General features: G+C 38.3%; 17 protein-coding genes and 1 other annotated feature (1 of these 18 running past the window's edge). Of the genes, 15 read left to right on the top strand and 2 right to left on the bottom strand.

What is annotated here, in order from left to right:
* Positions 1-54: 54 nt before the first annotated feature.
* The 11 genes from BM098_RS07725 to BM098_RS07675 all read left to right on the top strand — a co-directional run bounded on the left by BM098_RS07725 (position 55) and on the right by BM098_RS07675 (position 10,709).
* A complete protein-coding gene (locus BM098_RS07725; RefSeq protein ID WP_089832078.1) occupies positions 55-561 on the top strand; it encodes a DUF84 family protein in 507 nt (168 codons plus the stop codon).
* Positions 562-733: 172 nt separating this feature from the next.
* Positions 734-1,267, top strand: coding sequence for a hypothetical protein (locus tag BM098_RS07720; RefSeq protein WP_089832076.1), 534 nt, complete (start codon positions 734-736; stop codon positions 1,265-1,267).
* A 215-nt stretch (positions 1,268-1,482) separates the two neighbouring features.
* Entirely contained in the window at positions 1,483-2,523 is a 1,041-nt protein-coding gene (locus BM098_RS07715) for a PTS sugar transporter subunit IIC (protein WP_089832074.1), read from the top strand.
* A 16-nt stretch (positions 2,524-2,539) separates the two neighbouring features.
* Positions 2,540-2,851 carry a thioredoxin family protein gene (locus tag BM098_RS07710; RefSeq protein ID WP_089832072.1) on the top strand — a complete coding sequence of 104 codons (312 nt, stop codon included), beginning with the start codon at positions 2,540-2,542 and terminating at the stop codon, positions 2,849-2,851.
* Between the two features lie 115 nt (positions 2,852-2,966).
* Positions 2,967-3,770: a DUF1444 family protein gene (locus BM098_RS07705; RefSeq protein ID WP_089832070.1), complete on the top strand. Its 804-nt coding sequence runs from the start codon at positions 2,967-2,969 to the stop codon at positions 3,768-3,770.
* A gap of 22 nt (positions 3,771-3,792) precedes the next feature.
* Complete coding sequence (gene ytpR, locus BM098_RS07700; RefSeq protein ID WP_089832068.1) at positions 3,793-4,395, top strand: YtpR family tRNA-binding protein; 603 nt, start codon at positions 3,793-3,795, stop codon at positions 4,393-4,395.
* 131 nt (positions 4,396-4,526) lie between these two features.
* The gene (locus tag BM098_RS07695) at positions 4,527-6,974 is read left to right on the top strand and encodes a DNA translocase FtsK (protein ID WP_089832066.1); all 2,448 of its coding nucleotides are present in this window, start codon (positions 4,527-4,529) and stop codon (positions 6,972-6,974) included.
* Between the two features lie 38 nt (positions 6,975-7,012).
* Entirely contained in the window at positions 7,013-8,122 is a 1,110-nt protein-coding gene (locus BM098_RS07690; RefSeq protein ID WP_089832064.1) for a nicotinate phosphoribosyltransferase, read from the top strand.
* Between the two features lie 127 nt (positions 8,123-8,249).
* Entirely contained in the window at positions 8,250-9,548 is a 1,299-nt protein-coding gene (gene murC, locus BM098_RS07685) for a UDP-N-acetylmuramate--L-alanine ligase (protein WP_089832061.1), read from the top strand.
* A gap of 140 nt (positions 9,549-9,688) precedes the next feature.
* Positions 9,689-10,108, top strand: coding sequence for a DUF948 domain-containing protein (locus tag BM098_RS07680; protein WP_089832060.1), 420 nt, complete (start codon positions 9,689-9,691; stop codon positions 10,106-10,108).
* A gap of 46 nt (positions 10,109-10,154) precedes the next feature.
* Entirely contained in the window at positions 10,155-10,709 is a 555-nt protein-coding gene (locus tag BM098_RS07675; RefSeq protein WP_089832058.1) for a YtxH domain-containing protein, read from the top strand.
* A 104-nt stretch (positions 10,710-10,813) separates the two neighbouring features.
* On the opposite strand, the gene pilM is transcribed toward BM098_RS07675, so the two are convergent.
* Positions 10,814-12,961 (bottom strand): cell division protein FtsA, encoded by a 2,148-nt coding sequence (gene pilM / locus BM098_RS07670; RefSeq protein ID WP_089832057.1) that lies wholly within the window; start codon positions 12,959-12,961, stop codon positions 10,814-10,816.
* Positions 12,962-13,209: 248 nt separating this feature from the next.
* Between pilM and BM098_RS07665 the strand changes: the two genes are divergently transcribed.
* From BM098_RS07665 to motS, 4 genes are all read left to right on the top strand, one after another.
* Positions 13,210-14,271, top strand: coding sequence for a bifunctional 3-deoxy-7-phosphoheptulonate synthase/chorismate mutase (locus tag BM098_RS07665; protein WP_089832055.1), 1,062 nt, complete (start codon positions 13,210-13,212; stop codon positions 14,269-14,271).
* Positions 14,272-14,485: 214 nt separating this feature from the next.
* The gene (gene ccpA, locus BM098_RS07660; RefSeq protein WP_089832053.1) at positions 14,486-15,481 is read left to right on the top strand and encodes a catabolite control protein A; all 996 of its coding nucleotides are present in this window, start codon (positions 14,486-14,488) and stop codon (positions 15,479-15,481) included.
* Between the two features lie 77 nt (positions 15,482-15,558).
* Positions 15,559-16,383 carry a flagellar motor protein MotP gene (motP, locus tag BM098_RS07655; RefSeq protein WP_089832051.1) on the top strand — a complete coding sequence of 275 codons (825 nt, stop codon included), beginning with the start codon at positions 15,559-15,561 and terminating at the stop codon, positions 16,381-16,383.
* A complete protein-coding gene (motS, locus tag BM098_RS07650) occupies positions 16,370-17,155 on the top strand; it encodes a flagellar motor protein MotS (protein ID WP_089832049.1) in 786 nt (261 codons plus the stop codon). Before motP ends, motS begins: the two co-directional genes overlap by 14 nt.
* A gap of 102 nt (positions 17,156-17,257) precedes the next feature.
* On the opposite strand, the gene BM098_RS07645 is transcribed toward motS, so the two are convergent.
* Entirely contained in the window at positions 17,258-20,248 is a 2,991-nt protein-coding gene (locus BM098_RS07645; protein ID WP_089832047.1) for a transglycosylase domain-containing protein, read from the bottom strand.
* A 133-nt stretch (positions 20,249-20,381) separates the two neighbouring features.
* Positions 20,382-20,386, top strand: a binding site (T-box leader) (it continues 199 nt past the right edge of the window).

Below are 20,386 nucleotides of genomic sequence, written 5' to 3'. Positions count from 1 at the left end.
GGTAGCCCTACTCTTTTTGCTTGATAAAAATTATTCATAGTGGGGAGTAATTACATGGACATTGTCTTAGGATCAAAAAACAAAGCAAAACAGCAGGCCGTCAATGATGTTTTTAAGGATAGCATGATTTACACAATCGATGCACCTTCTGATGTAAGTGCACAACCTTTTTCAGACCAAGAAACATTAGCCGGAGCCATCAATCGATCAATGTATGCCCGTAACACGCTTGAAAACGGCATTGGAATTGGTTTAGAGGGGGGCGTAATGGAAATAGGTGATCAATTATTTTTAACGAACTGGGGTGCTTTAACAGATGAGTCGCACCATACTTATGTGGCTGGTGGTGCACGCATCCCGCTTCCTAAAGCCATTGCCAAAGAATTAAAACCTGGCATAGAATTAGGCGATGTGATGGCAGACTTTACAAAAGATAAACACATTCGCCATCATCAAGGAGCGATTGGAATTTTTACTCATGGTCTTATCACACGTGATACTATGTTTGAACATGTGCTGCTTCAATTGAAAGGGCAATATTTAGCGCAATTAATCAAATAAGAATATTGACGGGTGATTCTGTAAATATGACAAATCGATAACAAATGTGTGTAAATACTGCTCGTTCACTTGACCTCGATAAAATTCACGGTATAGTAGACTATGGTTAGTCTTTATATGACGAATATTAAGTGCTTAACTACAATATTTATTATACGAGGAGATATATTTTATGAAACGCATGTTATATATTGTTTTGATTGGGCTTTCGTTAATACTAGCTGCTTGTGGCCCGTCAGAAACAGAAGTCATCACTGAACTGGAACAAGAAGCAAAAGCTCAATTTGACCAACAAACACAGGAACCAAATCAAACATTGACACATTTTTCACTCTATTTACCGGAAGGTTATAAAATTGATAGCAATGATGAAACAAATGTTGTGATTCGACAAACGGATCAGTTGTATTTGTTATTTCATAATCCATTTGAAGATAAACAAAGTCAAACATATTATGAATCACTGGAGATGTTAGAGGACACAACGTATTTACAATCATTTGAGGGTGAAGACTACTTTGGTTATATTTACTTGCGACCATTAGAGACGGATTATGAGTTACATGTTGGCATTGGTGGTACAAAAATAACGACACAAACAACATTAGATCAAGTCCAATCAGAAGCTAGCCAACTAATTACAATCTTAACGTCGCTTGATTTAAATGAAACAAATACATCAACTGAAACAAAAACGACAGACTAACAGCTGTCGTTTTTGTTTTAGCTTTTTACCTGACTAACGTTCTTATCCCTACCCCTTTTGATCTAATTTTATGATTGCAACAGTATTAACCTTTTTTAGATAGTCGTAAAATAATCACTTATCACACCTAACAAGTGTCTTGTCAACTGTATAAACTTAAGGTAAGATAGTCTGTAAAGATTATAAAATAAAGTAAGATTTGGGGAGGTAGTTAGATGCAAAATTTTTTACAAAGAAAACAGATTGAGATCTCATTTCATCAATATTTTATTAAAGCACTTAGTTTTATGGCCTTAGGTTTATTTAGTTCTCTGATCATTGGACTTATTTTAAATACAATAGGTCAACAGTTAGCAACATTTGCAGGTGCATCGGTTGTTAGTGATAGTCTAATGGAGATGGGGACGTTTGCGATGGACGGGAAGGTTGTAGGTGGGGCGATTGGGATTGCCATTAGTTACAGCTTACAAGCACCTCCGCTCGTATTATTTTCAACTTTATTTGCAGGTGCGTTTGGCTATCAATTAGCAGGACCAGTTGGTGCTTATATTAGTGCTCTATTTGCCAGTGAGTTTGGAAAACTTATTTATAAAGAAACAAAAATTGATATTATTTTAACCCCTTTTGTCACGATTCTAGTAGGATTTATTGTGGGGAGTTTTATCGGTCCACCTGTTGACCGGATGATGACAGGTTTGGGTGAGATTATTAACTGGTCAACGGCACAGCAACCATTTATTATGGGAATTATCGTGGCGGTTGTGATGGGCTGGGCACTAACCGCTCCAATTTCTAGTGTCGCGATTGCGTTAATGTTATCGCTAGACGGGTTAGCAGCGGGTGCAAGTGTTATTGGCTGTTCTGCTCAAATGGTTGGCTTTGCGGTCAGTAGTTATCGAGAGAATGGGTTTGGTGGTTTTATTGCGCAAGGTATCGGGACGTCGATGTTGCAAATTGCGAACATATTAAAAAAACCACTCATTTTAATACCGCCAACAGTCGCGGGCATCTTGATGGCTCCTTTTGGAACAGTTGTCTTTAATATGACCAATAATGCATCAGGTGCTGGTATGGGTACAAGTGGGCTTGTCGGTCAAATTATGAGTTTTCAAACCATGGGATTTGAAATGTCGGTCCTCTTTATGGTACTCTTTGTTCATATCATCGGACCAATGGTGATTTCATTCTTGTTATCCGAATGGATGCGGAAGAAAGGTTGGATTCAGTTTGGTGATATGAAAATTAATTACGAGTAAGTCGGAGGGATTATCTGTGGAAAAACTACAAACAGAAGCACAGTTTCACGAATTAAAACAACAAGGAAAACAAGTCTTTTTATTTACAGCAAATTGGTGCCCAGATTGCCGTGTGATTGAACCATTCATTCCTGAATTAGAGAGCAAATATGAAGACATAAACTTCACCCATGTCGACCGGGATGAGTTTATTGATATTTGTATCGCACATAATATTTTTGGTATTCCAAGTTTTCTAGCATATAAAAATGGAGAAGAAGTTGAACGTTTTGTCAGTAAGGACCGAAAGACGCGTGAACAGATTGAGGCATTTCTTGACCGGATCTAAGTGGTCAGGTCATTAAATAAGAAAGACAACAGGGAAAGTACTAAGTACTTTCTTTTTGTTTGTCTTTTGAGTCATGATACAATAAAAGTGGCCACGCGCTGAAAGGATGAATAGAATGTCACAAAAAAGTTTTGAAATAAAAAGAAAGCTTGATCAAGCCTTCGGAGAAACGACGTATCAAACACAGTTTGACCGGGAAACGGATCAATATCGTGTTGTTGACCAAGAGACGAATCAAGGCGTCACCATTCACCTAACAAAAGTTATTGAAAAATACGAAAAAGATGGAGATAAAGCACTCGCTCCGCTTATAGAAAAAGTAACACAATCTCTAAATAAATTAAAAACTAATCATCAGTTAATAGACAATGAAAATCGTGTCTTTCCTGTGATTCGCGCGGAAAGTTTTACTACCACTCATGGCTCGGATAAACAACTCATCTCAACGCCGCATACAGCTGAGACAACGGTTTTTTATGCGCTTGACTTAGAGACGAGTTATCAACTAATAGATGAAACAATGCTCCAAGAAAGTGGCTGGACGAAGGCACAATTACATGACTATGCGATGATGAATCTTAAAGCTTTGCCCATCGATTTAAATAAACAAACCGTCGCGGAAAATGACTTTTACTTTGTTAAAAATCAAGACGGCTATACGGCGAGTCGAATTCTTCATGATGAATTTTTGTCTGATCAAAAAGTACATGCAACAGGCGAATTATCTTTTTGTGTGCCTCATCAAGATGCTTTTATTGTCGCAGATATTCACAATCCGAAAGGATATGATATACTACAACAGATGGCTATGCAATTCTTCTCAGAAGGGCAAGTGCCAATTACTGCTTTGTCATTTTTATATGAAGATGATACGCTTACGCCAATTTTCATTATGGCAAAGAAAAAACCAACAGATTAATTAGAAAAGGAATGAGTCAAACATGAACGTGTATTACAATCAGACAGGTATTGGTGATGTGCTAATACTTCCAATTAAAACAGGAAATCGTTACGAAACAAGCTTCCGTCGTTTTGGAGACGTGGTAGAAATTTTTGATACGACAGATGAAACACTTCTTGGGTATAATATTTTTAACGCGTCTAAGTATTTTTCAGTAGAAGACGGTCAGTTTAGAATGGATGAGGCGTTCTTAGACAAGTTTAACAACGTTTTAAAAAATAACGGTCTAGACAAGCCACTTAAAGTTGATCTTTCACCTAAGTTTGTGGTTGGCTTTGTCAAAGATATTCGTAAACATGAGAACGCAGATAAACTCAATGTCTGCCAAGTTGATTTAGGAACCGAAATTGTTCAAATCGTCTGCGGTGCGCCAAATGTCGATAAGGACCAACATGTTGTTGTCGCAAAAGTCGGTGCGATTATGCCGGGTGGTATGGAAATTAAAGAAGCAAACTTACGTGGCGAAGATTCTTTTGGAATGATTTGTTCACAACGTGAATTGGGCTTACCAAATGCACCAGAGGAAAAAGGCATCTATATTTTAGGTGATGACGTAACAACCGGCGATGAATTTACATTTTAATGATGAGATGCGCAAAAGACCTTGTTCTTTTGCGCATTTTTTTCAGGATGAAAAAATAATGTAGAAATAAACTATTTTAACGAAAACTTTGTTAAAATAAAACTAATGACTTTATAGAGAGAGTGAATCATATGTGGGATAAATTCAAACAACACTTTAGTCATCTCTTCCATCCTGACCAAGACCAAGGTGCTGATGAAGAGAATGACGTTATACATAAAGATGAAGCGCAAAAAAATATAAAAAGACAACCCTATCGCAAAATTGATACGAAAATGACTTACTATTATCCGAAAGAACGTGAGTTTAAATTTCCTGTTTCAATTGATGAAGTAGGAAAAAATAGAGAACCTCATCAAAAAGAAGCGACGCTAGATAAAAAAGAAGTCCAAGAGCAACCTAAGGAAACATCAAACACGCACAAACCATTTAAAGTGACTGAAATCCCTTCGCCGGTCTATGGTTTTAAAAAACGGCTCCAAAATAAAGAGGTCACACCAGAAACCAATCGAATCACACGTCAATCAGCTGATACTGTGACAACAGCATATGTATCAAATATTTTAAACGAAGTGAGACGAATACGAGGAGAAATGTCGGATTATGCTTATGATCGAATCGGGCAAAAAAGACAGTCACTGGTTGAACCGCCTAATCCAAACGCCGAAGCTGAAGCTGAAGATGTGACACAATCGTTTGTTGAAAAAAAGAAAAAGCTAACGATAGCGGATGACGATGAGTTCACAGGAGAAAAACAAACATCGTCACATAACACTGCACGAGCTAATGAATCAAACACAAGTCAGGAAGTTAATGATGAACCAGCACTAAATAAAGAGCCAAACTCAAGCGTGACACAGTCGCCATTAATAACTCAAGAAGAAATTGACAGTGAGAACCAGGAAACATTGTTAAAGCGGTCGCCAGTACACGAACCGGCTAAGCGCGAACTTAACAAGAGTCAAACACCTTTCAACGTAAGGATGCGTCCGAGTGATAAGAAGAGGTACTATGACCGGTTAAAAGAGCAACAATCAAAAAGTGAAACGCAAACAAAAAATCAAATGCAAAGTAAACCCGTTGCTTCTAGTGAAGACGTTAAAGAAAACCTGTCGCGTTCAGTTGAATCTAGTTCATCACCGACTACACGCCCTGACAAATCTTTAACTGACGCACTGCCTCTGCATTTACTCAATGATCCGGTTGGCTCAGTAAATGAGGATGATACGTTTATTCATGAACAGTCGACACGTTTAATTGAGGCGCTTAGTCAGTTTAATGTGAAGGCAGAAGTGGTTAATGTAATGCAAGGGCCAAGTGTCACTCGATTTGAGATTAAACCGGAGACAGGCGTAAAGGTAAGTAAAGTTAAAAATCTAAGCGATGATTTGAAATTGAGTCTAGCGGCTAAAGATATTCGAATCGAGGCTCCTATTCCAGGTAAGCATGCCATTGGAATTGAAGTACCAAATGATGCAACTCGTCCAGTCATGTTAAGTGAAATTCTCGCTTCCGCGACGTTCCAACAGGCATCATCACCGCTAACGGTTGGACTCGGCCTTGATATATCAGGAGAAGCGATTGTGACAGATCTTAAAAAAATGCCGCACGGATTAATTGCCGGTGCTACGGGTTCGGGGAAAAGTGTCTGCATAAATACCATTCTGTTATCTTTACTTTATAAGGCGTCACCAGAAGACGTACGGTTGCTATTAATTGATCCGAAAATGGTTGAACTTCAACCGTATAATGCGCTACCGCACTTAGTTAGTCCGGTTATCACAGACGTAAAAGCTGCCACGCAAGCACTTAAATGGGCAGTTGAAGAGATGGAACGACGCTATCAACAATTTGTAGAAAACGGCGCCCGAGATTTATCTCGCTATAATGAGAAAATGCGTCAAAGTAATCAGAATACGTTACCGATGATTGTCATTGTCATCGATGAGTTAGCCGATCTAATGATGGCGGCTCCACAAGATGTTGAAGATGCGATCTGTCGCATTGCTCAAAAAGCACGTGCTGCTGGCATTCATTTGTTACTTGCGACTCAACGACCGTCTGTTGATGTTGTGACAGGGCTGATTAAGTCTAATATCCCTTCACGTATCGCTTTTAGTGTGGCCTCTCAAGTTGATTCACGTACGATGATTGATACAGCAGGAGCTGAGCGGTTATTAGGTAAAGGTGACATGTTGTTTGTTGAAAACGGTGCAAGACATCCGGTTAGAATTCAGGGGGCATTTGTTTCCGATGATGAGATTGAACGCGTGACGAGATATTTAAAACAACAAAGTGAGCCAAACTATTTATTTGAACAAGAGGAATTACTACAGTCTATTGAACAAGAAGAAATGACGGATGAATTATATGATGAAGCGTTAGATTTTGTCTCAGAAAATGAGACAATTAGTACCTCTTTACTTCAACGTCGCTTTAAAATAGGCTATAATAGAGCAGCGAGGATTATTGATACTTTAGAACACCAAGGTATTGTCTCTGGACAAAATGGATCTAAGCCACGTACAATCCTTGTTTCTAGGGAAGAATTATATCATTTACGTCAGTCAAAGCTATAAAAAATAAATAAATAAATGAAAATAAGGGGTTAAAACTAATGAAAAAAGAAATCAGTTTAAAATTAAATGGTGAGATTGATCGTTTGACCAATAAAACATTTAAGTTCGATGAACGTATCAAAGATGGTTGGTTTTCAGCTGTATATTTCTTGAAAACGAAAGAAATTGCCCAGAAAAAACGTCCGAATAATGAAGTGATTATGCAGTTTTTTCAAAAGAATCATGCGGTACTTTGCGGAACAGACGAAGTAATTGCGCTTTTACATACGTTTAGTGATGATCCTGAAAACTTAGAGATTCATTCATTAAAAGATGGCGATAAAGTCAGCCCATTTGAAACGGTTTTAACTATCAAAGGTCCTTATCAATCATTTGGTTATTTAGAAGGTATCATTGACGGTATTTTAGCACGTCGTACGTCTGTGGCGACGAATGTATATAACGTCGTAAAAGCCGGCCGGACATCCGGTACACAAAAACCGGTCATGTTTATGGGAGATAGAGATGATCATTATACACAACAAGCTGGTGATGGCTATGCGGCATTTATTGGTGGATCAACAGCTCAAGCGACACATGCGATGAACGAATGGTGGGGAAAAACCGGTATGGGTACGATGCCACACGCCTTGATTCAATTATTTGAAGGTGATGCCGTGGCAGCTTCAAAAGCCTATAAAGAAGTGTACCCAGATGATGAACTGATGGTGCTTGTTGATTACAATAATGATGTCATCACTGATTCATTAAAAGTCGCGCATGCGTTCAAAAATGAACTGAAAGGGGTGCGACTCGATACATCGAATAACGTTGTAGATAAATATTTCTTACGCAACGAACACATCATGGGACCGTTTGATCCACGTGGGGTCAATCCAGAGCTTATTTTTGCCTTACGCCTTGCGTTAGATGATGAAGGATTTGAGCATGTAAAGATTATTGCGACAGGTGGCTTTACCGAAGAAAAAATCAAGCAATTTGAAAAGCAAAACGTGCCGGTTGATATTTATGGTGTTGGACGTAGTTTGCTTGATAATAAAATTGGATTTACAGGGGATAGTGTCATTTTAAATGGGGAGCCAGAATCTAAATTTGGTCGTCGATATCGTCCGAACCCACGTCTTGAAAAGGTTCACTTTCATAAGTAGTCCTTCCTATTGATTTAGTTTTTATATATTCTATGCTATAATGCATAATTGTGCTGTTTAAGCGTTAAAAAATAGTAACGTTTGGACAGAATGAGAACAGCGTTAGACACTTACGGGGGTAAGATTTATGACAATTTATCATTTTATTGGTATCAAAGGAACAGGTATGAGCGCACTGGCACATATCCTTCATGATGAGGGTGAAACCGTTCAAGGATCAGATGTTAAAAAAACATTTTTTACAGATCAAGCATTGTTCGATAAAGGGATTAAAGTAGTCCCTTTTTCTAAAGATAACATTCACCCAGGTTTGACTATCATTCAAGGAAATGCTTTTGGAGATGATCATGCAGAGGTAGAACGAGCACAAGCTTTAGGCTTAACGATTTATAAATATCATGAGTTTTTAGGTAAGTGGCTTAATCAATATACGAGTATCGCAGTGACGGGCGCACACGGGAAAACTTCAACAACGGGCTTACTCAGTCACGTGTTGAAAAATATTGAACCGATATCTTATTTAATTGGGGACGGTACCGGTGTTGGTCATGTCGACAGCCGTTATTTTGCTTTTGAAGCATGCGAATATCGCCGTCATTTCTTGAGTTATGAACCAGACTATGCAATTATGACGAATATTGATTTTGATCATCCAGATTATTTTTCGAGCATTGATGATGTTTTTTCTGCTTTTCAGTCGATGGCGGAACAAGTGAAAAAAGGGATTATTGCTTGTGGCGATGATGAGTACTTGCATAAAATTCAAGCAAAAGTACCTGTTGTCTATTATGGTTTTAATGAGGATAACGATTTTCAAGCGAAAGATATGCGCGAAACCGAAGCAGGTACAATGTTTGAAGTGTATGTAAGGCATGATTTTTACGATACATTTACCATTCCACTTTTCGGAAAACATAATGTTCTAAACGCATTAGCTGTAATTGCGCTTTGTCACTATGAAGGTTTTGAAAGCAATCAAATGAAGCACCTAGAAACTTATGGTGGTGTTAAGCGGCGTTTTTCTGAAAAACGCGTAGGGAATCAAGTGCTGATTGATGATTATGCCCATCATCCGAAAGAAATTGAAGCCACGCTCGATTCAATTAGAAGAAAATATCCAAATAAAAAAGTAACAGCGGTCTTTCAACCACACACGTATTCGCGAACAAAAATGTTCTTACAAGATTTTGCGGATAGTTTAATGTTGGCTGATCACGTCTATTTAACAGACATTTTTGGATCAGCAAGAGAGTTAGTTGGAAAGTTATCGATTGAAAACCTAGGAAATCTGATTGATAATTGTCATTATGTCACATTAGACAATATCAAGACATTAACCAAAGAAGAGGCAGATATCATTGTGTTTATGGGTGCCGGTGATATTCAATCGTTCCAAACAGCTTATGAAAAATATTTGAACAACTAAGAAGGAAAAACTGATCAATCTAACGAATATAGTAATGAGTGGTCAGTTTTTTAATTTTTAAGTTTACAAAATTTTAAAATGGGGTAAACACCACTAGAACATTTTTATAAAAATAAATAAATGATAAAGGAGTGATTGGTATGGATAATCTTCTCTATATCTCGGCATTAATTGCGGCGATTGCTTTCGCAGTGCTTGTCATTTATCTTGTGCGCTTACTAAAAGAGTCCGAGCGTACGATGACGAGTGTAGCAAATACTTTAGAAGGCTTAGAGAAACAAATGGAAGGTATTACAACAGAAACAACACTATTGCTTAATCGAACCAATGCATTAGCGGAGGATATTAATCAGAAAGCAGATAAATTGAATGGACTTGTCGATAGTATAAGTGGTCTAAGTTCAACATTTACCACGTTTAGTGCTTCTGTTAACGAAGTGTCTGAGACTATTTCAAAAATAGCTGTTGAAAACAAAGAAGAAACGGCACAAGCCATTAAATGGGGCAATGTCGCTATGGAAGTTTTTAAGAAAAAGAAAGATAAAAAGCGCACTAAGTGATAAACTATATATAACTACTTAGTAAAATTTTAAGGAGGAATTATTCATGACAAACCAAGAAAATAAAACAAACGACAATATTAATGCAAAAGACTTTCTGATTGGCTCACTAGTTGGTAGTATTGTAGGGGCATCAGTGGCCTTATTATTCGCACCTAAATCAGGTAAAGAAGTAAGAGAAGATATTAATAAAGGTGCAACAGATGTAAAGGAAAAAGCACTTGTGTACAAAGATAAAGCATTAGAAAAATCTGATGAATTTAAATCTTATGCAAAAGATAAAACAGCTGATCTTCAACAAACAGTTAATGAAAAATCACAAGATTTCCAGTCGAAATTTAATGAAACGAAACAGACTGTCCAAGCAAAAATTAATGAAACAACAGAAGAGTTGAAAAAGAAAAAAGCAGCAATGAAAGCTGATGCTGACTGCGCTCAAGCAGATGTAGAAGATGCAATTGAAGAGAAAGCTGAAGAAGTAAAAGAAAAAGCAGACGAAGCTAAAGAAACAGCTGAAAGAAAAGCTGATGCAGCTAAAGATGCAGCTGAAAAGGTAACAGAAGCTGTAAAAGAAGGCGCAGAAGATATAAAGGAAAAATAAGTATAAAACATAAGAACCCTTATGACACTTCAACGGTGTCATAAGGGTTCTTTCTTATTGATAAGTTAGACATTATTTGAGTAACTTTGCAGTAATTATTTGTGTTAGGATTTTGACTCGTACTTAATCTCAAGTGAGTCCCCGTCTTGAATCGGTTCTAAAAAAGTGGTAGGGATATTATTTTTTAAAATACTAATGTGCCCGCGTTGTTTCATTAAATCAAAGTGAACATATCTGAACACATCTTGGAAAACAAATGTCGTGTCAGGTAATGGTTTTAAGGTCAACTTAGATAGTGGTTCGATAATGTCGTCATCTTGTATTTGACGGTCGTGATGATATAGGGCACGTTTAGCTTTTTCAATGATGACTGTCTCTCCGTTAAAAGTCACAGTGATGCAAGTGGTAAGATCTAAGTTGAGTAAATCAACCAGTCTTTCTTTTGCTACTTTTTGAAGCGGACTATAACTGATTTTATCTTGTGCTTTTAATTTTGTCTTAAGCGTAGCTGGTTTATTGTTAATGAGTAAACGTTCTGAAACAGCTTCAAAAGGTATGAATTTATCATCAAGATAAATCGCAAATATTTCAGGCTCATGAGCCAAGTAATGAAACTCAGATTGATTAAGCCACATCTCTAAATTAATTTGATCGATGAGTTCTACCCTATCCCCATCTTTAAGTATATGATCGAGCGAGGTTGAGGTATCATTTACTTTGATAATTGGCAAGACTTTATAAGGTTGATCATTAAAATAAATATTAAAAGGCTGAATATCACCAACAACCTCGAATAGTGTCACGTTAGGCTCTTGGCCGTCATCCCCTTTTTGAACGAGCATCCTGTCATTATGTTGAATTAAAGCATCTACATGGATATTTTCTCCGTTTAGCTGCAGCTTTGGGGGCGTCCCGTGCGTCCCAGGTAATGTAATGGTCTGATTATTAACTGAAATCATATAAGCCATACCAGGTCTTCCGTACATTTTTTTCACTTCAATGCCAGCAGCAAGTAAACAATCGCCAACTGTCAGTTGCTTCATATCAAATAAGCGAACGGCACGGTCGTTGACGGTCACGCTTATATAGTGCACCGGATTTTGTTTAGCGGCAATCGCAATACCAATCGGTGTAATAAATTCTGGACCTTGTGGAACATCGATGACTGCTTGTAAATTCTTAATCGCATCTGTGCCACGCGTTGCTACTCGATTCGTTGGCAATTGCAGTTTTTCAGCTAATACATGTGTCAACATTGGCGTTAAACTCCCACCACCGACTAACATGACTGCCTTAGGTGCACGTTTGTTTAAAGTCATAATTTCAGTAGCTATAGCTATTGCTAAATCATCAATGGCTTCTTTAATGTCCATTGCCAATTCTTTTTTTGATACAACGGTTTCAAAGCCCAAAATATCTTGTAAGGTGGCTTCACCATGTTCAGTAATTTCTCGTTTGACACGTTCGGCTTCATTAAAATCAAGTAAATAGTGATCACTAATCGCTTCTGTAATTTCATCCCCGGCTTTAGACACCATTCCGTATGCGGTAATCGTGCCGGCATCTGTTAAGGCAATATCACTTGTCCCAGCGCCAATATCAGCAAGAGCTACATTTAAACGCCTCATAGACTCTGGTATTAAAACGTTAATGGCAGCAATTGGTTCGAGAGTTAGAGCTTCCATGTCTAAATCCGCACGATTTAGTGCTGAAATAAGTGATTCAACGACGACTTTAGGAAGAAATGTTGCAATAATTTCAACTTCAGCCACCGTTCCTTGTTGATCTATAAGTGAGCCTATAATGTCATCATCTAATTTATACTGTAAGACAGAATAACCGACACAGTAATAGTGGGTAAGTTGGTCTTGGTCTTTTTCTTCTTCTGCTAATTCGTACTGTGCTTTTTGAACAGCACTCAGTTCAAGGAATGAGATTGCCTCTTGGTCCATAAGGGGTTGTTTTCCAATATCTGTTGATACGATGGTTCGTCTAGTTTTTAGTGCGCGCCCAGCCGCGGCGACGCACACTTTGTTAAGGGTGATCTCGTGCCGTTCTTCTAAGCGTTCTTTGACCTTGTGAATGATTTTCGATACGGCTACGACATCGTGAATTTGCCCGTCTAACATAGATCGTTCTGTATGTTCAATGCTTTCGTAATCAATTAATGTATAGGTGTCTTCTGAGACGTTTAGCAGCAAGCCGTTAACGGACCGCGTACCAATATCCAATGCGAAAATAATATCCTTCATAGTTAAAAACTCCTTATTAAACGATCTTAAACGCTTTCTAATCTATAGTTTAACAGATTTTCTCTGTCTCGTATCGTCTTTTTTCTCAGAAAAGTTTAAAGAAAATACTAAATATTTAAACAATGTAGTGACAATTCGGTTAATTTTAGCTATAATGAATGCTAATTATCCATTCTTTCGTTTTAGAAACATGTCACTACATGTTTAAAGAATATGAAAAAGACAAACCAATTACAGGGGGAATCAACATGTCAAATGAACAGTTAGATTTACTAAGAAAGCAGTTAGATGAGCTAAACGTGGACTTGCTTAACTTGATTAATAAGCGTGGTGACTTGGTTAAGGAAGTAGCTAAATTTAAGCCTAATCAAGGTGCAGACAAAAAATATGATCCCGTGCGTGAACACCAAATGTTAGAGAAATTAAAAAATCAAAATGAAGGTCCGTTCCAAGATGCGACCATCATTCATTTATTTAAAGAAATCTTTAAAGCTGGCTTAGAACTACAAGAGAAAGATTACCACAAAGAAATGCTTGTTTCGCGTAAGCGTAAAAATGAAGACACGATTATTGATATTAAAGGTGAAAAGATAGGTGATGGCCAACCTCACTTTGTTTGTGGTCCGTGTGCAGTGGAATCTTATGAACAAGTTAAAAAAGTCGCTGAACAAATTAAAAAGCATGGCCTGAATATGATTCGCGGGGGTGCGTTTAAACCGAGAACAAGTCCATATGATTTCCAAGGACTAGGTTTTGAAGGGCTAGAAATCTTGCGTCGAATTGGTGATGAGTTTGATCTCGCTGTTGTAAGTGAGATTGTTCGTCCACAAGATATGGAACAAGCAGCTGAATATTTGGATATGATTCAAATCGGTGCACGAAATATGCAAAACTTTGAGTTACTTAAAGCCGCCGGTGAAGTTGACAAACCTATTATCTTGAAACGTGGTATGTCAGCCACCGTCTCTGATTTTATTAATGCGGCTGAATACATTCACTCAAAAGGCAACGGGAACATTATTCTTTGTGAACGTGGTATCAGAACGTATGAAACATCGACACGTAACACACTCGATATCACTGCCGTGCCAATCCTTAAACAAGAAACGCATTTACCAGTCATGGTAGATGTGACGCACTCAACTGGACGTCGTGATTTACTTATTCCGGCAGCCAAAGCAGCGATTGCGATTGGGGCAGATGCCATCATGGCAGAAGTACACCCAGACCCAGCTGTTGCCTTATCCGATCAACAACAACAAATGAATTTCGAACAATTTGATGCATTCATGGAAGCTGTAAGAAAATAATATTCATATAAGCCTAATGGTACAGGTTGACCTGTCCATTAGGCTTTTTTATGTCTGTTTTCATTTTCTTTCAAAAAAACCAGTGAATTTAAGGCGAAGGCTAGATAAATTTGATATACTAGACAAGAGATTTTCTTGATAAATTTATGTAAGCTAGTCTATACTATATACATATGAATTAGACAGTGAAAATGATAGAGGAGGATGTAATAAAATGACAATTACAATATACGATGTTGCACGTGAAGCAAATGTATCGATGGCAACGGTCTCACGTGTTGTTAATGGAAATCCAAATGTGAAACCAGCGACAAGAAAGAAAGTATTAGAAACAATTGAACGATTGGGTTATCGCCCAAATGCAGTAGCACGTGGTTTGGCAAGTAAGAAGACAACGACGGTTGGGGTGATTATTCCTGATATTTCAAGTATTTTCTTCTCAGAACTTGCGCGTGGGATTGATGATATTGCGAATATGTATAAGTACAATATTATTCTAAGCAACTCTGATCAAAACATTGATAAAGAGATAAAACTGATTAACTCGATGCTTGAAAAGCAAGTGGATGGAATCGTTTATATGGGTGGTAAAATTACAGAAGAACATATTAATCAGTTTAAAACATCACCTGTTCCTATCGTTCTTGCGGCAACAGTTGACCCAAGTGAAAAAACACCATCTGTAAATATTGATTATGAACAAGCAGCATTTGAAGCGGTTCAATTGTTGCTAGACAATGACAATGACAGTGTAGCTTTTGTGACAGGATTAGAAGAAACAACTGCAAACGCATTGAAATTTGAAGGCTATAAGCGTGCGCTTAAAGATGCTGAAATAGACGTTCAAGATGATTATTTAATTCGTGGCGATTTAAGCTACCAGTCAGGTATTCAGGCTGTTGAAACATTACTTGAACTTAATGAGAGACTATCAGCTATTTTTGTCACCTCAGATGAAATTGCCTTGGGTGTGATTCATGGTATTCAAGATCGCGGTCTATCGGTACCTAATGACATTGAAGTGGTTGGCTTTGACAACACGAGGCTAGCTCAAATGGTTCGTCCGACGCTTTCTACTGTTGTTCAGCCAATGTATGACATCGGTGCTGTCGCTATGCGTCTTTTAACGAAGTACATGAATAAGGAAGAAGTATCAGATAACACTGTCGTACTTCCGCACCAAATTATAGAAAGAAACTCAACAAAATAACAAATATGCCGATATAAATTTTGTGTGCGCTTTGCACACAAAATTTATTTTATTTCTCGAAGCTAAGGGGAGAGTTTATGAAAAAGACAGATATCTTAACGCCGATTGGGATTACTTTAGGTCTCATCATGATTTCATTCGGTATTATTTCAAGTGCAGGTGTCGGTGGCTTTGTTGCATTCATACAGGTCGCATCAATCATTATCGTAATAGGTGGTCTTATGGCGGCATTATTGATTAATTTTAATATTGATCAAATAAAGTCAATGGGACGTGTCGTAAAAGAATCGTTTAGTCAAAATGAAACGGATTTAGAAGGTCTTATCTCACTTTTTGAACGTTTATCTGAACGAGCAAGACGTGAAGGTTTGCTCGCATTAGAGACAGAACTTGAAAATGTAGAAGACCCATTTATCAAAAAGGGCATTCTTTTAGCTATTGATGGAATTGAACCAGAAGTGATTCATGACATTATGAATGCTGAAATTACAGCAATGGAAGATCGTCACACTAAAGGCCGCTTAATTCTTGAAAAAGCAGGAGAGTATGCGCCAGCATGGGGAATGATTGGTACATTGATTGGTTTAGTTCTGATGTTAAATGATTTGAATGACCCAGCAACGTTAGGGCCACAGATGGCTGTTGCCTTACTTACTACCTTTTATGGAGCAGTTATGGCCAACTTGGTTTTTATTCCAATGGCAGGTAAACTAGAAAGTAAAACAGAACAAGAAGTCTTTATGAAACAAATCGTTGTAGAAGGTGTCATCGGTGTGCAATCCGGACAGAATCCAAGAATCTTGAAAGAGAAATTAAGTGCTTTCTTATCAGATGATATGAGAAAACGTCGTGAAGAACAGGGAGACACCGAGACGGAGGATGTCCGAAATGAAGCGTCCTAATAAAAAGGTTAAAAAAGGCGCACCGGCTTGGATGACAACGTTTAGTGACATGATGACCTTGATTCTAGTGTTCTTTATTTTGTTGTTTTCTATGTCTCAAATTGATGCCGCTCGCTTTAATGCAGTAGCGGAGTCATTTCGCAATCGAATGATTTTTACTGGTTTTCCTTCCAATCTAGATATGGATAACCCAACTGAAAATTCAAATCCAAATCAAAATGATGAAGGGGCAACAGACTTTAAAAATAATTTGTTTGATGAAGACGTTGAAGATATAGACGAATCAACAGAAGGAAATGAAGAAGAGTTAGATGAATTACTCGAAGAAGTAGAAGGTTACCTTGAACAAAATGACCTAGAGAATGTGATTAGTGCGAACCGAACCGATCAAGGCGTTGTGCTAGTCTTACAAGAACGTGTGTTATTTGAAACAGCAGAAGCAGATGTTAAAGCTGAAGGAGAACCATTCTTAGAAAAAGTCGCATTATTACTCGAAAATATTCCAAATGAAGTCAGAGTAGAAGGCCATACGGATAATCGTCCTATTTCAACATCTGTATATCCCTCGAATTGGGAATTATCAGGTGCAAGAGCAAGTTCAGTGATTCGATTGATTTTAGAACAACATGATTTAGACCAAGAACGTTTTATCTCAGTAGGATATGGTGATACACGTCCGATTGCACCAAACGATTCCGTTGAGAACTGGCGGAAAAACCGTCGAGTAGAGATTGTCATTCTTGAACTTGGCCAAGAGCTAACCTCAGAATAGTAACGTCTAACAAGCATGCTACAGCTCACCTGCAGCATGCTTGTTTTTAATAGATAAGACAAAAGCGACTCAGTAATGAGTCGCTTTTTAGGTTCGATATTATTAAGGTGTTGGTGTATTTGGATTCTCATCGGTTGGTTCTTCTGGCGTTTCGTCGTCACTTTGACCATCATCCACCGTATCGTCATCTGTTTGATCATCATCCTCTTGATTCTCATCTGGTGGTGTAGGTGTGTCGTCAGTGTCACCAGTATCTTCATCATCCGGTGCTTCCGGTTGTTCTGGCGCTTCGGGTTCTTCTTCTGTGAAGTCACCATCTACAAATGGATTCGATGGCTGTGATTCTCGTCCAAAATAATCAACGGCACGAATTTGGTAAACAGCTGGAGAATTTCCAACATTGTATTGATTGTTTGTCGTTGAGTCAAGTAAGCTGAAGTTACTCTCAGGATCATTCGCACGGTAGATGCGATAACCGATCACATTTTCACTGCGTGATTGTTGCCATGTGAGCACATTGCCTGATTTTGATACGCCAGTTGGCGTAAGGGGGCGTTCTCCGTTATCTTGAATATCTTCATCACTTAAATCCGGAAGTAACAAACGTCCCCAGCCACCCTCTCGAGAAGGGTAAAGGTCGGTTATATCTATCAGTTCATCATAACCTTTATCCTTTAGCCAATCCGGATTAAACATATATCCCGAGTTAGATGTGAACTCATTTGGTGTCTGGTCATCAACAAGGACGGCGTTATCACCTACGTTAACAACATTTGCAGAAATAATACTATAATCTTGTTTTTTTGGTACATATTTTGAGTTAAATATGTCTGAACCGACGAGTCCTAACTCACTTGTAAGACTAGACGGTGACATACCTGAAACTAAACTAAATGAACGGGATACAACATTATTTGGTCGTGTAAAGTTTTCAGATGGCGCCATAATTTCTGGCGCTACTTCAGTAGCCGCATTAACTAATTGCGCCCAGAACACTTGATTTCGACCACTGTAGCCAGTGTTCAGTTGTTGTTCATATTCATAGCCCATCCAACTACCGAGTGTGACGTTCGGGTTTGTCGCAATAAACCAGGTGTCTTTAAAGTCATTAGATGTACCCGTCTTACCGGCCCAATCGACCCCCGGGTTAGTAAGGTTTCGGCGGGCTGTATTTCCTGTTCCGCTTGAGAGCACGTCGCGCATCATGTCAATCACTAAATAATTGGTTTCAGTACTAAACACGCGCTCTGTTGTTGATTCATGCGCATATATTTCTTCGCCATCAACGTTTTCAATCTTACTAATCATAAAGCTATCGGTATACTGTCCATCATTACCAAACGTTGAATAACCATTGGTGTTTTCCTCAACAGTCGCATTATGACTACCAAGTGCCATTGAAGGAAAGCGATAATTACTCTCAGGGAAATTGGTGAAGCCCATCTTTAGTAAGTAGTCAGGTACCGGGTTCGCAACAGCGAGTAAATCAATATACGCTCTTGCGGCCGTTACGTTGTATGAACGTTTTAACGCATTTCTCACTGTCGTGAGTCCGTAATAACGAGAAGAGCTGTAGTTTGATGGCGTCCATGGACCACTAGCATCTGAGTAACGGAATTCCGCATCAGCAATAATCGAGCCCGGTTGTAAAATACCTTCTTCGAATGATGGCGCATAGACAAGTAACGGCTTAGCCGTTGACCCCATTTGGCGCGGAGCATTCATCGCAAAGTTACGGTTTTGAAGATCAAAATCACGTCCCCCAACAAAAGCTAAAATCGCTCCGGTTTCGTTATCTCTTAAGAAACTACCGACCTGAACAGGCGCATCATAAGGAATCAGCTCACCTGTTTCTGGGTCTTCAGTCATAATGGTCTTTGTAGTTCCGTCTTCTTTTTTGATTGTTGCAATTTTGTTTGGTCCGTAATTACTGAAATTATTTTTGACTTCTTGGAAGACGTCATGAATGTCTTTGACAATGGTTGTATGAATTTTGTAGCCACCTTGTGAAATTTCACGATTAGCTAAGATTTCATACTGTTCAATTAATGACTCATTAGAATTCAGCTCTTCAAGTGTGTAACCATCTTCAATAGCAAGTCTTTCTTTAATAATATCAGCCGCATCGTTCGTGATTTGTTGTGTCAAGTAAGGATACCGTTCAAACGTAGAGGGAGCTCCTTCGGTAAAGCTTTCCACTAAATCAAATTCAAGTGCTTCCTCATATTGTGCTTGGGTAATATATTCATTACGCACCATCCGTTCAAGCACGGTTTGCATCCGTTCAAGTCCTGGTGCTAAACCTTCATCACTTTTTAACTGACCACCATTGGTAAAAGGACTATACATGATTGGGCTCTGAGGAAGACCGGCAATGAAAGCGGCTTGCGCGAGATTAACTTCATCAGCGTCAACACCAAAAATACCTTCTGATGCGGTTTGAACGCCTGAGATGTTGCGACCATTTGCATCACGTCCAAAAGGCACTATATTGAGATAGGCTTCTAAAATATCATCTTTTTCCATGAAGTTTTCAACACGTAAGGCAAGTAAGATTTCCTTTGCTTTTCGGTCAAAAGACACTTCGTTGGTAAGGATTTGATTTTTAATAATTTGTTGCGTAAGAGTACTTCCGCCAGTTTGTGTTGCTGCACCAGTTAGTTCTTGGAATACAGCACGCATAATCGCCTTAGGAACAATCCCATTGTGTTCATTGAAGTACTCATCTTCTGTAGCAATAACGCCATTAATAATATTTTGTGATACATGATCGATCGTCGTTTCTTCGCGGTAAATATCAGAACCGACTTCACCCATAAAGATGTCGTTGGCAAAGTATATTTCTGACGTCGCTTCATAGTTATAGATGGCGGCGGTCATATCTTTTTCACTTCGCAGCGGTTCATCTTTGACTAAGGCGGCAAAATAACCAGCGCCTAGACCGCCGACAAAAAAGCCACCGACGACAAATAAAATAATGAAGAAGAGCAGTATATTCCACGTTACATCATAACTAATGCGAAATATTTTAGGGAGTTTTTGACTAAGTTTTTCCCATAGTTGTTTTAGTGTATCTTTATTAGGTTGATTCATTGTTTATACCTCCTAAAATTCCAAAATTAATTATAACACAAATGGTGCTTGAGGGACGAAAAAATCAGATTTTAATTAAAAAAAGCTTGCTTCCAAGCCACTTCTATGTTTAAAATAAAGACAATATCATATTTTAAC

Origin of the sequence: Halolactibacillus halophilus (genome assembly GCF_900115605.1) — a bacterium.
Classification (GTDB): domain Bacteria; phylum Bacillota; class Bacilli; order Bacillales; family Amphibacillaceae; genus Halolactibacillus; species Halolactibacillus halophilus.
The sequence above is the reverse complement of the archived record's forward strand: the minus strand, read 5'-3'. Positions and strand labels throughout refer to the sequence as shown.

Bases quoted from the DNA above. Each gene is read 5' to 3' on its own strand.
- BM098_RS07725 (WP_089832078.1), top strand. From the start codon at position 55: ATGGACATTGTCTTAGGATCAAAAAACAAAGCAAAACAGCAGGCCGTC.
- BM098_RS07720 (WP_089832076.1), top strand. From the start codon at position 734: ATGAAACGCATGTTATATATTGTTTTGATTGGGCTTTCGTTAATACTA.
- BM098_RS07715 (WP_089832074.1), top strand. From the start codon at position 1,483: ATGCAAAATTTTTTACAAAGAAAACAGATTGAGATCTCATTTCATCAA.
- BM098_RS07705 (WP_089832070.1), top strand. From the start codon at position 2,967: ATGTCACAAAAAAGTTTTGAAATAAAAAGAAAGCTTGATCAAGCCTTC.
- ytpR (WP_089832068.1), top strand. From the start codon at position 3,793: ATGAACGTGTATTACAATCAGACAGGTATTGGTGATGTGCTAATACTT.
- BM098_RS07695 (WP_089832066.1), top strand. From the start codon at position 4,527: ATGTGGGATAAATTCAAACAACACTTTAGTCATCTCTTCCATCCTGAC.
- BM098_RS07690 (WP_089832064.1), top strand. From the start codon at position 7,013: ATGAAAAAAGAAATCAGTTTAAAATTAAATGGTGAGATTGATCGTTTG.
- murC (WP_089832061.1), top strand. From the start codon at position 8,250: ATGACAATTTATCATTTTATTGGTATCAAAGGAACAGGTATGAGCGCA.
- BM098_RS07680 (WP_089832060.1), top strand. From the start codon at position 9,689: ATGGATAATCTTCTCTATATCTCGGCATTAATTGCGGCGATTGCTTTC.
- BM098_RS07675 (WP_089832058.1), top strand. From the start codon at position 10,155: ATGACAAACCAAGAAAATAAAACAAACGACAATATTAATGCAAAAGAC.
- pilM (WP_089832057.1), bottom strand. From the start codon at position 12,961: ATGAAGGATATTATTTTCGCATTGGATATTGGTACGCGGTCCGTTAAC.
- BM098_RS07665 (WP_089832055.1), top strand. From the start codon at position 13,210: ATGTCAAATGAACAGTTAGATTTACTAAGAAAGCAGTTAGATGAGCTA.
- ccpA (WP_089832053.1), top strand. From the start codon at position 14,486: ATGACAATTACAATATACGATGTTGCACGTGAAGCAAATGTATCGATG.
- motP (WP_089832051.1), top strand. From the start codon at position 15,559: ATGAAAAAGACAGATATCTTAACGCCGATTGGGATTACTTTAGGTCTC.
- motS (WP_089832049.1), top strand. From the start codon at position 16,370: ATGAAGCGTCCTAATAAAAAGGTTAAAAAAGGCGCACCGGCTTGGATG.
- BM098_RS07645 (WP_089832047.1), bottom strand. From the start codon at position 20,248: ATGAATCAACCTAATAAAGATACACTAAAACAACTATGGGAAAAACTT.